General features: G+C 68.5%; 14 protein-coding genes. 10 read left to right on the forward strand and 4 right to left on the reverse strand.

The annotated features are described in order from the left end of the window. Positions 1 to 20: 20 nt before the first annotated feature. The gene (locus tag QC282_RS04280; protein ID WP_133889192.1) at positions 21 to 341 is read left to right on the forward strand and encodes a helix-turn-helix transcriptional regulator; all 321 of its coding nucleotides are present in this window, start codon (positions 21 to 23) and stop codon (positions 339 to 341) included. 210 nt (positions 342 to 551) lie between these two features. On the opposite strand, the gene QC282_RS04285 is transcribed toward QC282_RS04280, so the two are convergent. Then, positions 552 to 1,073, reverse strand: coding sequence for a hypothetical protein (locus tag QC282_RS04285; protein WP_279547823.1), 522 nt, complete (start codon positions 1,071 to 1,073; stop codon positions 552 to 554). A 269-nt stretch (positions 1,074 to 1,342) separates the two neighbouring features. Between QC282_RS04285 and QC282_RS04290 the strand changes: the two genes are divergently transcribed. Then, positions 1,343 to 2,110, forward strand: coding sequence for an IclR family transcriptional regulator (locus tag QC282_RS04290; protein ID WP_279547824.1), 768 nt, complete (start codon positions 1,343 to 1,345; stop codon positions 2,108 to 2,110). A 24-nt stretch (positions 2,111 to 2,134) separates the two neighbouring features. On the opposite strand, the gene QC282_RS32390 is transcribed toward QC282_RS04290, so the two are convergent. Beyond that, complete coding sequence (locus QC282_RS32390) at positions 2,135 to 2,581, reverse strand: NUDIX domain-containing protein (RefSeq protein WP_369293048.1); 447 nt, start codon at positions 2,579 to 2,581, stop codon at positions 2,135 to 2,137. A gap of 237 nt (positions 2,582 to 2,818) precedes the next feature. On the opposite strand from QC282_RS32390, the gene QC282_RS04295 reads away from it, so the two are divergent. From QC282_RS04295 to QC282_RS04320, 6 genes are all read left to right on the forward strand, one after another. Then, positions 2,819 to 3,091, forward strand: a complete 273-nt coding sequence (locus tag QC282_RS04295; RefSeq protein ID WP_279547825.1) for a hypothetical protein — start codon at positions 2,819 to 2,821, stop codon at positions 3,089 to 3,091. A gap of 800 nt (positions 3,092 to 3,891) precedes the next feature. After that, positions 3,892 to 5,565 (forward strand): DUF262 domain-containing protein, encoded by a 1,674-nt coding sequence (locus tag QC282_RS04300; RefSeq protein ID WP_279547826.1) that lies wholly within the window; start codon positions 3,892 to 3,894, stop codon positions 5,563 to 5,565. Positions 5,566 to 5,784: 219 nt separating this feature from the next. Then, positions 5,785 to 8,208: an ATP-binding protein gene (locus QC282_RS04305; RefSeq protein ID WP_279547827.1), complete on the forward strand. Its 2,424-nt coding sequence runs from the start codon at positions 5,785 to 5,787 to the stop codon at positions 8,206 to 8,208. 53 nt (positions 8,209 to 8,261) lie between these two features. Then, on the forward strand, positions 8,262 to 8,654 hold the full coding sequence (locus QC282_RS04310) for a hypothetical protein (protein WP_279547828.1): 393 nt from the start codon (positions 8,262 to 8,264) through the stop codon (positions 8,652 to 8,654). A 162-nt stretch (positions 8,655 to 8,816) separates the two neighbouring features. Beyond that, entirely contained in the window at positions 8,817 to 9,146 is a 330-nt protein-coding gene (locus tag QC282_RS04315; RefSeq protein WP_279547829.1) for a ribbon-helix-helix protein, CopG family, read from the forward strand. Beyond that, positions 9,143 to 9,628, forward strand: coding sequence for a hypothetical protein (locus tag QC282_RS04320; protein ID WP_279547830.1), 486 nt, complete (start codon positions 9,143 to 9,145; stop codon positions 9,626 to 9,628). Before QC282_RS04315 ends, QC282_RS04320 begins: the two co-directional genes overlap by 4 nt. A 1,023-nt stretch (positions 9,629 to 10,651) precedes the next feature. Here QC282_RS04320 and QC282_RS04325 read toward each other — a convergent pair. Further along, positions 10,652 to 11,383, reverse strand: coding sequence for a hypothetical protein (locus tag QC282_RS04325; RefSeq protein ID WP_279547831.1), 732 nt, complete (start codon positions 11,381 to 11,383; stop codon positions 10,652 to 10,654). A gap of 211 nt (positions 11,384 to 11,594) precedes the next feature. Further along, complete coding sequence (locus QC282_RS04330; protein ID WP_279547832.1) at positions 11,595 to 12,065, reverse strand: ATP-binding protein; 471 nt, start codon at positions 12,063 to 12,065, stop codon at positions 11,595 to 11,597. Positions 12,066 to 12,330: 265 nt separating this feature from the next. On the opposite strand from QC282_RS04330, the gene QC282_RS04335 reads away from it, so the two are divergent. Together QC282_RS04335 and QC282_RS04340 are read left to right on the forward strand one after the other, a co-directional pair. Beyond that, positions 12,331 to 13,170 carry a helix-turn-helix transcriptional regulator gene (locus QC282_RS04335; protein ID WP_279547988.1) on the forward strand — a complete coding sequence of 280 codons (840 nt, stop codon included), beginning with the start codon at positions 12,331 to 12,333 and terminating at the stop codon, positions 13,168 to 13,170. Further along, positions 13,167 to 13,355 carry a DUF397 domain-containing protein gene (locus QC282_RS04340; protein ID WP_279547833.1) on the forward strand — a complete coding sequence of 63 codons (189 nt, stop codon included), beginning with the start codon at positions 13,167 to 13,169 and terminating at the stop codon, positions 13,353 to 13,355. Before QC282_RS04335 ends, QC282_RS04340 begins: the two co-directional genes overlap by 4 nt. Positions 13,356 to 13,515 lie beyond the last annotated feature (160 nt).

Here is a 13,515-nt window from a genome sequence, read left to right on the forward strand (position 1 = left end):
ATCTGAAGGAACGCATCTTTATGACCGGAGGCCGAGCGCGCACGGCGCCGCCATGGAGCTACGCCGTCGATCCGGAGGAGTGGCCGGATGCCCGGATCGTCGGGGAGCCCGCCGCGGCGGTGGTCCAGACGATTGCCCGCCGCCTCGCCGCCGCCCTGCGTGAGAGGCCGGAGCTCTCGCTGCGTGCCCTGGCCGCCCAGAGCAACGTCGGCAGACAGACCATCGGCGATCTGCTGGCGGGCGCCACCTGGCCGGATGTGCTGACGGTCTGCCGACTGGAGCGCGCCCTGGGCCTGGCGCTCTGGCCCGGATCGAATGCGACCCAATGTGCTCATGACTGATCCCCAATTGTCTCTTTGAGGTCAGTCGTGCACGCTCAAGTGCGGAATGGCGCAGACGCCCTATAGTGCCACCCGTGGGGGCGCTAGAGTGAACGTGCGCGACGGACCGGAACCCTGCTAGGAGAAGCGTCCGTTCGCGTGTTTGGCGGCCTCCCTCGACCGCTAATCGAGGGAGGCCTGCTTGTTGGGTTAGGGTCGTCCTCGGGTGGATCAAGCGGCCCGGGATGACAGCACGGCCCGGAACATTCCCGGTGCCACGTTTTCCACCTCGCCAAGTTGCTTCATACGGTTGAGGGTTTTTCCTACGGATGAGCGGACCGTCGCGTCCGCTCCCGGGCGCACCGCCGCCGCGATATCGGTGATGGACATTGCCTCTTGGGCGGCGCACAGGAGTGTGAGGATCGCATCGCGCATGCTTCCGTTACGCGGTGGCCCCAGGGTCCGAGTGCCCATGCCCGGGCGCGCATCTTCGGACGAAGGATCCTCGTCGGCGACAGAAACTTCAGGCGGACCCTCCCGGGAGGGTTGGGCGGTTCCCGCGTCCTCGCCAGTGTCCGGTGGCTCTTCGCGGACATCGGTGGATTCGGCACCCTCGCACATCATCGCGTACGCAGCTTCCAATGTCGCCAACTCGCCGCGCAGTGAAGTGATCAGCTCCTTCACGGTATGCCGGGCCTGGCCGATGTAGACACCCTTGTCTGACGCAGGTGCGCTGGTCTGGTATCCCGCCATAGCGAACTCCTAAGGAAGGCCGCTGCCAGTGTAGGGACCGTACACTGTGGCACGCACGCCATTCCTGTGAGGCGCTATCAAACGGTCAGCAGTGCGCTCAAGCACGGCAAGTCCGGTCGGGGTTATCGCAGGAATCGACCTGTCTTGACGAAGAGTTGGCTCGCCGGGTTCGAGCGATGCCGCATGAGACGTGCCATCGCAGAATTCTGACCTGTGGATTCTGTCGAAGCTCCCGGTCTCCGGGAACGTTTGAGCGTTACGGTTCCTTCATGGTGGATGGCAAGCATCTGTCGGCGACGGAGGCCTTGGCGTCGGTGACGAAGGCCCTGGATGTTCTAGTTCTGGCGTATGACCGGGGGGAAGTTGGTGTTACCGAAACCGCCCGGGAGCTCGGTATCTCACGTTCCACCGCACACCGCATCCTGGTCACCCTGCAGCGCACAGGTTTCCTGCGTCACGATCCTGGCCAGCACGGATACTCAGCGGGTCCGCAGCTTGTGCGCATGGGACTGGCCGCGATCGCCAAGCTGGACGTCCGACGACAGGCGCGCAGACCCCTGGAGGAGCTCTCCGAGAAGCTGCAGGAGACGGTGTGCCTGTACTCCCTGGATGCGGCCGTCGTCCGCCTGCTCGACGGAGTCGAGTGCCGGCATGTCCTGCGCGTCAGCGTTCCGCTCGGACAGGAGCTCCCCGCCCACGTAACAGCGGCGGGCAAGGCTTTGCTCGCACTGCGCGACCCGGCAGATGTACGCGCGACACTCCCGGCCGCGCTCCCTGCCACGGCGGCAGGAAGCATCACTGAGTGGCCACTGCTTGAGGTGGAGTTGGAGGAAGTTAGAGCCCGGGGATGGGCGGCAGACCTCGAGGAAAGTGCACACGACCTGCACGGCGTAGGCGTGGCCATCCGCAACCGCATCGGGGAACCGCTCGCCGCGATCTCCGTGTACGCACCCGCCGTACGTCTGCGTGAACAGGACATGCCAGCGATTGCCACGGCCTTGCAGGAGACCGCCACCACGATCGCCAGGGCAGAGTGACAGCGGGCGCCGAGGTACCGGGGCTCAAGGCCCCAATGTGATCCGCCCGTCCGGGATCCACCCCTCCAGGTATCCCGTCAACAGCACATCTACATATGGCAGATCACACCGTGTGCACAACTCCTGCCACTGCTCAGGCCCCGCCCAGCGTGTCGCTCCCCTCCAGGACAGAGGCTCCGGCGGATCACCAGCTTCAGGGAGACGAAAGATGAACACGTGCGCCTCTCGACGGCTCCGGCCTACGGGCACAGGCACCTGAGCCCAGCGGCATCCTTCAACAGTGCCCCCGCGCACTGGCATCGCGCCGACCGCTTCGCGGAGAACGCGCACTGCCGCTTCACGGTAGGGTTCTGCGGCTCGGGCGGATCCTGAAGGGAGTACCCATCGGGGACCAGCTCCAGGCAGGTCGTCTGTCACCAGGGCAAGCCGCCCGTCCGAGCTCAGCAACGCGACGAACACCACCCGCCGCATCCTGGGAGGCGGCACGGCAGGGCGCCCCGAACTCTCGGTAGCGTCCAGGAAAACAGGCACGGTCCGATCCTGACATGCGGCCGCTTAACCGGCCAGTTGTACCGCGCCGACGAGGGTCTTATCGCGGAGATGAGCTGGCGAACCTGGTCGGCTTGTGGGCTCCGGTATGCCGAATCTAGATTGAGTAGGCGCCGAGCAGGAGCGGCCGGATGGTCTCGAGTTCCGCAAGAGATTTCGATGGCCCGAAGGCTGGGGGGGGTCTCGCTCTCGGACAGTGGCCAGTCGAACGTGTACGCATCGGGCAACCTCCACGGCCTGGACCATCCCGTCCTGGTACTGCTCAGCCTGGTCGCTCCCGGCTGGCCGGACGGCTCATGGACGACCCCGAACGGTCTGACCTGGCGGTACCGCAGCTACGAGAACCTGTGTGCCGCGCTGCGGTCCTGTCTGCCCGATCTCCGGCGGGCGGACGGGTTGGCGCCGATGTGTTCGAGCACTGGCTCGACCTGATCGACAATCTCGTGCGACTGGCCGCCGAGGTCGGCACCCCCGCGGGGGCCGAACCGTTGCTGGTGCCAGAGGAAGTAGTCGCAATCCTCAAGAACGCTCGACTGGACGCGACCGTGCAGAAGATGCCTTGTCTGCACAGCCTCGTCCGGCCAGAGCTGGCGCAGGAGATGGAACAGGTCGGCGTCATCGTGCGGACCGCAATGAACCGAGACCAGGGCATCGTGGAGATGTTCACCGCGGAGACGACACCCTGTCCGGTTGGCAGATCCAGGAAGGCCAGTTCTGGCTGGTCCACCTGGCCGGCCCGGCCCGACACGGCGGGCAGTCCGCGAACAGGAGGCCCGCGCCTACGGCGACTACTTCTGCTTTGCCCGGGCACGTACCCTGCTGGACGACATGGGTCCCGAGCGACCTGCAACTGCCCCGCATGCTCCGTTGGCATTCAACGGGTTCGCGCCCGACTTCGTCTACCGGAGCATCCCCACGCCGGACCTGACGATCGAGCAGGTCGTCCAGCTCGGTGTGACCTTGGTGCGCAGGACGTTGACGTGGCACGCAGACGCGCGGGGCAACGGATACGGGTGTCGCTGAGCCCTGAATGAGAGGGATGACAAAACTTCCGGTCCCTGTCGACCCTCATGCCGGACGTGGCGGGTGCTCACCCTGTCGTCGATACAACAGTAGATGGTGAAGCCCTCGTCCAGGCGTGGGTGTCCCCGGCTCCCGTGGAATCGCTGCCAGAGGAAGAAGTTGCGTCGGATTAGTGCCGCAGAGATCTATTTTTCCGACGTCATCGGGGCATGCAGAAGCTCGAGGCGCACGAGATGCCCTTGCACAAGGTGTTCAGCAGCGACTACGACTTCCAGATACCTGACTACCAGCGCCCCTATGCCTGGCAGGAGGAGCAGGCGGCTCAACTGCTGATGGACCTGCAGGAAGCCCTGGTCCGCGGGACGGATGAGCCGTACTTCCTCGGATCCGTTGTGCTCGTCAAGAACAGCGCGGTCCCGAAGGCGGACGTCATCGACGGCCAGCAGCGCCTCACGACCCTGACCATCCTCCTGTCGGTCCTGCGCGACCTCACCGAGGATCCGGAGCTGCGTGGCGACCTCGACCGGCTGGTCATGGAGCCGGGTGCCAAGATCCGTGGGCTCGCCCCGAGGCCGCGGCTCACTCTGCGAAGCCGTGACGCGGACTTCTTCGAGAAGTACGTCCAGAGGAAGGGCGCAGTGGGCACTCTTCTGACGCTCAAGGAGGAAGCCCTGCGTACCGACGCGCAGAAGGCCGTCCTCCGCAACGCGACAGTCCTCCACCGCAGCCTCACCGCGTTGACCGAGGAACGCCGGCTGGAACTGGCTCAGATGCTCGCCGAGCGGACGTTCCTTGTCGTCGTCAGCACTCCTGACCTCGACAGCGCACACCGGATCTTCAGCGTGATGAATTCCCGCGGCCTGGACTTGTCTCCCACCGACATCTTCAAGTCGCAAATAATCGGGGATCTCGGGGCGGAGGCGTCTGAGGCGTGCGCCACCACCTGGGAGGACGCCGAGGAGATGCTGGGGCGCGACGACTTCGCGGAACTCTTCCTCCACCTGCGGATGATCTTTGCCAAGAAGCGGGCGGAACAGGAGCTGCTCAAGGAGTTCCCTGAGCAAGTACTCAAACGCTACCTCCCCGGCAGGGGCGAGGTCTTCGTCCATGACGTCGTCCGGCCGTATGCCGAGGCTTATGCCCAGATCCGTGAAGCACGTTATGAGTCCGCTTCGGGTGCGGAGGCGGTCAACGCCTGGTTCAGGAGGCTCCAGCAGGTCGACAACTACGACTGGCGGCCCGCCGCTCTCTGGGCGCTGCGTCACCACGAGGACGACCCGGCATGGCTCGACACGTTCATGCGGGCCTTGGAGCGGCTGTCGGCCAGCATGTTCGTCCGCCGCGTCTACACGACTCCCCGCGTCACGCGGTACGCCGAGTTGCTTCGGCAGCTTGACGAAGGACAGGGCCTTGCCTCCCCGGCCCTCGAACTGAGGGACGACGAGAAGGCCGAGACCCGGGCCAGGCTCGACGGCGATCTCTATCTGGTCGGCAAGATCCGCAAGTATGTGCTGCTCCGGCTCGACGAACTGCTGGCCCGCGGCCAGGGGGTGACGTACGACCACCCGCTCATCACCGTGGAGCACGTGCTGCCGCAGAACCCGAAGGCCGATTCGCAGTGGGTCGGGCTGTTCGACGAGGAGCAGCGTGCCCAGTGGACACACCGCCTGGGAAACCTGGTGCTGCTGAACCGCGCCAAGAACTCGGCGGCCCAGAATTACGACTTCGCCGCCAAGAAGGCCAAGTACTTCACCGGCCGCGGGGGAGTGGTCCCCTTCGCGCTGACCAGCCAGGTGCTCCAGCACGTCGAGTGGACCCCCGACGTGCTGAAGGCCAGGCAGGAGGAGCTGCTGGGGGTGCTCTTCGAGGAGTGGCGTTTGTGAGCGCGGGGGCCGGGGCGTCATACCCCGGCCCCGAGTCCAATGATCTCCATGAAGTTCCAAAGAGTTCCATTGTTGGGTCTGTGTGGGCTATGGTCGTCCACAACTCAGGTCTCACGGCCCCGCGTTACCACGCTGCTCCCGTGTGTCCCCTGTCGTTCAGTTGCCGTCGGCCTGTCCGGCCGTACGCTCCGCAGTCGTCGCCTCCACGGGAGTCCCGTCATGCCCGTACCCACCGATCCCGCCCCGGACCCGTCTCCAGCAGGGCCGCCCGCCCAGGATCCGACCGCCGGCACCCTTGCCAGTCTCATCTCCGGGCGGCTCGCCGGCTCGGACCTCGACGAGGACACCCGAGCCCTCCTGCTCACCGCCTTCCAGAACGACGGCGGGGCGCGCGGCCGGATGCCGGGCGCCTACCTGCAGTCCGTCACGGTTAGCGGCTTCCGCGGCATCGGCCGTACCGCACGTCTCCCCCTCACCCCCGGCCCGGGACTCACCCTGGTTACCGGCCGCAACGGCTCCGGCAAGTCGAGCTTCGCGGAGGCCGTCGAGATCGCGCTGACCGGCGACAACGCCCGCTGGCGCGGCCGCAGCGACATCTGGCGCAAGAGCTGGCGCAACCTCCACCACGGCCAGGAACCCCAGGTCGCCGTGGGGTTGCGCCTCGACGGCGATCCGGAGCCGGCCACCGTGCTGCGCACCTGGCACGGGGACGACGTCGCCGACTCCACCGCCGAACTCGACCGGCCCGGCCACGACCCCGTCCCCATCTCGGGCCTCGGCTGGCAAGAGGACCTGGCGACCTACCGCCCCTTCCTGTCGTACTCCGAGCTCGGCCAGGTGATCGGCGGCAGGCCCAGCGAGATGTACGACGCCGTCGCCTCCATCCTCGGTCTGGAGCAACTCGCCGCCGCCGACAAGTGGTTGCGCGACCTGACCCGCGAGTACGACGCGCCCGCCAAGGAGGCGAAGGCCGAACTCCCCACCCTGCTCACCCTCCTGGACGGCACCGACGACCCCCGCGCCCGGGCAGCCCGCACCGCACTGAGCGGGCGGCGCCCGGACCTCGCGTCGGCGGCCGAACTGGCCGCCGGGACCGGCCCGGTGGACGAGGCCCTCCTGTTGGACCTGCGCCGCCGCTCCACCCTGACCGGACCCGACACCGAGGCGGTCGCCACGGCGGTGACCCGGCTGCGTGAAGCCATCGCCTCCGCCGAGGACCTTCGGGGCACGTCCGCCGAGGACGCGCTGCGCCGCGCCGAACTCCTCGCCCGCGCGCTCGCCCATCACCGCGCCCACCCCGCCCTTGACACCTGCCCGGTGTGCGGCGGCACGGCCCGCCTCGACGAGGAATGGGCACGGGACGCCGCCGAGCAGGAACGCCTGCTGCGCGCCGAGGCCGAGCAGGTGCTCACCGTCCGCAGGGAACTCGACGCGGCCGCGCAGGCCGTCCGCGACCTGGCCGTCCCGCCCCCCGACTGGCTGCCGTCCGAGATCGCCGCCGCCTGGGACGACTGGATGCGATGCCGCACCGTCTCCGACCCGGCCGCGCTGGCGACCGCCGCCGAGAACGCCGCACGGATCGCCGCCGACGCCGCACGGGTCACCCGCCAGGAGGCCGCGGCACGCCTCGCTGACCAGGACGACACCTGGCGCGACGCCGCGCGGGCGCTCGCTGCCTGGTTGGACAAGGCCCACGCAGCCGAGCAGGCGGCCCCGCACCTGGCCCGCGTCAAGGCCGCCCAGAAATGGCTCAGGACCACCCACGACGAGATCCGCGCCGACAGGATGCGTCCCATCGCCGAGGACGCCCAGCGCATCTGGTCCAACCTGCGCCAGCAGAGCAACGTCGCCCTCGGCCCGATCCGTCTGAGCGGCTCCGCAACCCAGCGCAAGGTCGCCCTCGAGGTGACCGTCGACGACATCGACGCCCCCGCGCTCGGCGTGATGAGTCAGGGAGAACTCCACTCCCTCGCCCTGTCTCTCTTCCTCCCGCGCACCTTCCTCCCGGAGAACCCCTTCCGGTTCCTCGTCATCGACGACCCGGTGCAGTCCATGGACCCCGCCAAGGTGGACGGCCTCGCCCGCGTCCTCGCACTCCTCGCCGAGCACCGTCAGGTCGTCGTCTTCACCCATGACACCCGCCTGCCGCAGGCCCTCAAGTACCTGCGGCTGCCCGCCACCGTCCTCACCGTCGACCGCCGTGAGCGCTCCGCCGTACGCGTCCGCTCCGGCGACGACCCCGTCAAGCAGGCCCTGTACGACGCGAAGGCGCTCGCCAGGACCCGCGACCTGCCCGGCGACGTCGTCGCCCGGGTCCTGCCCGGCCTGTGCCGCACCGCCCTGGAAGCCGCCCTCCTCGAACCGGCCCGACGCCGGCTCCTCGGCACGGGCCTGCCGCACGCCGAGATCGAGCAGCGCATCGCCAAGGCCCACAAACTCACCGAACTGGCCTCCCTCGCCCTCTACGGGGAGATGGACCGGGTGGGCGAGGCCATGACCGACCTCACCCGGGCCTACGGCCAGCAGGCCACCGACCACATCCGGTGGTGCAACAAGGGCTCCCACGAAGCCGTGCCCGTCGACGACGCGGAGGAGATCATCCGCCGCACCGCGGACCTCGCGAAGGCGGTGCGATCCCTGTGACCACGATCCGTCCGGCCACGCCCATCCCGCCCGCGCGCCCGCCCCGACTCCCCGTGACCCTCCCGCCTCCGCCGCCGTCCATCTCGACCCCCGAGGAACTGCTCGCGGGTGCGGACCGGTTGCTCGGCACTGCCACCGCCTCCACCACGGGCGTCTGGCCACGCGCCGTGGCACTGCTGCTGCGCCACGCCCTCGAAGAGGCCCTGCGCCGCTACTGGCAAGCACGCAAACCGCAGCTGGCCCACTGCCCGCCGCACGCCCAGGCCCTGTGCCTGGAGTCCTACGCCGACCCCGACACGGCCCGCCGCTGGTCGGCGACCTGGGCCGGCCTCAGCCGGGCCTGCCACTACCACGGGTACGAGCTGGCTCCCACGCAGGGGGAGCTGTGGGCGTGGCGGGACGACGTAGATCGGGTGATCGGGGCGTTGACGCTCCGGACGCGGTGACGGATCGCCGTCGGACCGCAGGCCCGTCGCGCGGGGCAGGCGGCGGACGTCGGCCGGTGGGCGGGGGCGGCACGGAACGGGGCGCCGGGGAGGGGGCTGCCCGGTTGCCCACCTCGACCAGCCGCACTCGCACCGTCGTCATACGCGTATTACGATGTCTTCGTGGCGAAGACACGCATCAGCATCAGCTTGGAGCAGGAGCAGGCCGAACGCATCAGGCAGCACGCGGAACGGGCGGGCATGGACGTCTCGGCCTATCTGGTGCATGCCGCAACGCGCCAGATGGCCGAGAGCGATGCCATAGAGGAACAGTTCGCCGAGGTGGACGCACTCATCGCCCGGGCGGAGCGAGCGGCGGACGGGCTGCCCGCAGAACCCGCCCCGGAACCGACCGCGGAGCTGACGGAGCAGGAACGCCGCGATGTGGAGGAGGCCCTGGGGCTCGTCCACGGTCGCGACCGGCAAGGCCGCCGTCCGGGACACGCCGCGTGAGCGCACGGGTGCCGGTCTACGACACCGGCATGCTCATCGCGCTGGCCGACCGCAAGGCGAAGGCGGTGGCCCTCCATGAGGGACTGCGCACGGTCCCGCACCGGGCGCTGGTGCTCGGGCCGGTCCTCGCCCAGGTGTGGCGCCCCCAGCCAGCGCTGGTGCACGCCCTGTCCGGCGTCCTGAAGGACTGCACGGTCCCTCAGGCCCGTACGTCCGAGCCGCCCATGCGTGAGACGAAGGCGGGCCGTCCGGAGTGTCTGGCCTGTGCGACGGGCCCGGACCTCGCGGACTGGCGGCGCATCGGGACCGCTCTGGGGCGGGCGGCCCTGCCGGCGAAGAAGCGGCCGGACGCGGTGGACGCCTGGGTGGCCCTGGCAGCGGCCCGGCACGGCAGCTCGGTGATCTTCACCACCGACCCGGGGGACATCCACGCCTACCTCACGATTCTCGCGCCGTCGGACGTGCACGTGGTCGCTGTCTGATGACCGGGAGCCACGCTCGGCCCCGTCCAGGCGTCGCCCAGGCGGTGAACGAGCCGTCGGCAGGAGCGGGGCACGGAGTTCGGCCCTGCGCGGACTCGCTCCGCGAGCGGGTGCCGAGGTGATCAGCCATCAACGGCAACGGCCATCCAGTGCCACGGCCTCCCCGCGCGCCGACCGCTGAACTCGCCAAGAGTCCTCCACCCGCTTCGCCATTTACCACGGCCGTGGTACTTGGCACGGCAGGAGCAGGTGCACAGGAAGCCCTGGGCGTTCTGGCAGGACGAGTTGCACCTTTCACGTGGGTTGTACTCACGGCCGATGAGGACGCTCGGATACCTGCGGAGCAGCTCCCGGCTGATGTGGGGGAAGTGAGCGCTGGCCACCGTCCAGCACCCCTCGCGGCTGTCCCACCGGAACGATCTATCGCTTCCGACCCAGCCGGACAGTTTCCGCTCGTGCTCCCACATCGTGTGAGCCGGGAACCAGACACCGAACCACCCTTTGGCGGGCAGGCCGATTGTCGGCAGGTGCTCACCTCGATAATTCGGCAGCCACTCAGGGGGCTTGAGGTACTCGGTCTTGTCCCGCAAGGCACGCCCGCGCCCTTTGTCCCTGCCCGTAGTCCGCCGGCTGCGTCGAGGCCCGGGCCCCCACTCGACCGACACGAGTGTGGCGAGCTGACCGGAGGCATGGCAGGGGAGACGACTTATCGGCCTGTCATGGGCTACCACGTGGCCGTCCTGGTCGATTTCGATGGAGTTGCGGCACTTCAAGCACGTGCGGTTGAACCCTCCGTCGCCCACAAGCACCCCCTTGGTTGAGCTGATGTCTACCGTGCCTGCTGCCGTGTCCTGCCGGTCTCGGCTCGCATCACGTGGGATATCGCGGACGGGACGTTCCGCGTGAACTCGCCCCGATGGCCCGGAGCGAGCGGCCTCGCGGCAACCACGTAGGCGCTGGACGCGCCGTAATCGACTGCGATGGCGGAGGCGGGGTGCTCGACGTACGTCAGTGCACCGAGGGTCAGCCAGGCGAGTTCTCGGACGATGGCGGCGTGTTGGACGTCAGCCCTGGCCACGACGTCGGGGGCGGGCCAAAGGCGCGACGACCGGCCCTCACAGCCAGAGTGGCCATGGCGGCGTTGGCACCACCACCGATCACAGCGCCGATACCGAACGGTGCCACCCGACCGAGAACGATGATCCCCTGCTTGGTCCCGTACTTCGTGATGAAGTTCTTTCCCAGGATCTTGTTGATCTGACGCAACGTCTCGACGGGCACCTTGGCGACAACCTGACGTCCCCAGTGTTGCCCCGTACGCTCGGCGACCTTGGTAATGGTGGTGGAGCCACTCCCACCGAGCATGATTCCCATCACGATCGTTCGGCGGCGCTCGATCTCGTCGATGGGGACTCCGTGGACCTCGGCGAGCGAGAGTGCGAAGAGGGCGCTCAGTTCAAGGGACGAGAGAGCCTCGCCTGCCGAGAGTGCCAGCGCGACTCCCGTGCCGACGCCGGGCGCGGCTGCGGTTCCTCCAACTGCAGCACCGGTCCCGGTCAAGGCGCTGACGTACATCCGCTCCAGATTGCGTATCACCTGTGCCGGTGTCGCCTCTGGGGTCCGTTGGCGGGCCCGCGCTATGTTCTTGCGCACCAGTAGGCTCTGGCTGTCGATCGCCTTGTCCAGGAGGTCGAGGACTCGCTGCCCACGTCCGTCTGCTGCCGGAACGGGTCCGCCGTGGGCATCTGTTGCCATGCTTTGAACTCCTCGGGTCGTTAGACCTCAAGTTTCCCACTCAGGCTGCCGGTTCTGGGACGGTTTCCCCCAACAGCACCCACCGGTTTCAAGCTTGGAGCCGTTGCGGTGGCGGTTCACCCAGACGTCTGGCTTGAACTCCTCAGTCATGGCCGAGAGTTGTGCTCAGACGCGTGCCGCGTAGCGGGTGAACCGCGCCCGGCCGTCGCGGTCAGGTACGCCCGCTGTGCGTGTCCGGGCCGTGGGGCTCACGGGCGCATTCGGCCCAGACCGTCTTGCCGCCGGGCGGATACGGGTCCGTGCCCCAACGGTCGGCCAAGGCGGCGACCAGGAGGAGGCCTCGACCCGACTTGGCGTCGGGGAGGGGGCCGACGTCTGCCGAGGCCGACAGGGGCGGGAGTCGATCGCCACGGGCGTCGGTGACGGCGATGCGGAGGGTGCTGGTGTCGAGGGTGAGGACGAGGCGGAAGTCGCGTCCCTGGACGCGGCCGTGCAGGGTGGCGTTGCTGGCGAGTTCCGCCACGATCTGTCCGGCGCGCTCGGTGACGCCGGGTGACACTTCCCAGGTGCGGAGCTGTTCGACGGTGAGCAGACGGGCGAGGCGGGCTCCGCGGCGGGTGGACGACAGGAGCTGGGAGAACGTGCGTACAGTTGCGAGGAGTTGGGGTGTGGTTGCCTTCATGAGGCCACGGTGACGGGCGCGCGGGGGCGTGTTCCAGGCGCCCGGCCCGTACGGTACGTCAGCGTACGGGCACACTCCGTGGACGGTACGCGGCGCGGTCCTTCACTCTGGGTGCCGTCGGGTGCAGGGACGACGGACAGTACGGGTACGGAACCGGAGGTGGCCGCGGACGACGGGCGGCATCGACATCGACAGCGTAGGCAGCAACCACGGCGGCGGCAACGGCCGCGACGGCAGTCATGCCGGTGGTCCTGACGGCGACGACCTGGCCGCCTGTGAGCCGGACCGGGAGCCCGACCCCTCGGACAGTCTGCGTACCTGGGGTGCCGTCCAGCAGGCGCTGCGCGAGCACGCGGGGTACAGCAGGGCCGAGTTCGCGGACCTGGTGCGCTTCTCCAAGCACACCGTGGAGTCGGTGGAGTTGGGGCGGCGGATGCCCGACGAGTCGTACGTGGTGCGGTCGGAGGAACTCCTCGGGAACACCGGGGCGCTGCGGAAGTCGTCGAAGTACGTGACGCGGGGGCGGGGGGATGTGGGACTCGCGGCGTGGTTCCGGGAGTGGGCCCGGCTGGAGCGGGTGGCAGTGAGCCTGTGTACGTATGAGTGCAGGCTGGTGCCGGGGTTGTTGCAGTCGGAGGGGTACGCGCGGGCGGTGTTCGAGGGGACCGTTCCGGTGGCGCCGGACAACCAGTTGGAGGACTTCATGGCGAGGCGGATGGAGCGGCAGCGGATGCTGTTCGAGCGGCCGACCACGCCGTTCAGCTTCATCGTCGAAGAACACGTCTTCCGGCGTCGGTTCGGGGACAGGGGGCAGATGCTGGAGCTGTTCGACCATGTGCTGGAGCGGAGCGCACCACGCAACGTGACGCTTCAGATCGTGCCGTTGGAGGCCGAGCTCCACGCCTGCCTGGACGGTCCCGTGCGGCTTGTGGAGACCCCGAAGGGCCAGCGGCTCGCGTACTCCGAAGGGCAGCAGAACGGCCGCCTGATCTCTGACCCGAAAGAGGTGAGCCTGCTGTACCAGCGCTATGACACACTGCGCTCGCAGGCCCTGAACGCCAAGGACTCGCGGGGTCTGCTGGAGCGACTCCGAGGAGAGCTATGAGCACGAGGCCGGAACTGGCGTGGTTCAAGTCGAGCTACAGCGGCAGTCAGGGTGACGACTGCGTCGAGGTCGCCCTCACCGAACAGGCCATCTGTGTACGGGACTCCAAGGACGTGGCGCGCCCTCACTTCGCGGTGGGGCGTGAGGGGTGGTCGCGGTTTGTGGGGTTCGTGACGGAGGTTTGAGCGGCGTAGGCGTCGACGAACGATGACCGGTGATGCGGGAGCGGTGCCGCCCGATCCCGCATCACACCGGCGGCAATGCCGCGTACCGAACTGCGTACGCCCAACTGGGGCCGGGGCCCTTCCCGTGCCCTGGCACAGGCCGGGAACGGGCTCTCAGGTG

This window comes from Streptomyces sp. DH24 (assembly GCF_029813775.1).
GTDB lineage: Bacteria > Actinomycetota > Actinomycetes > Streptomycetales > Streptomycetaceae > Streptomyces.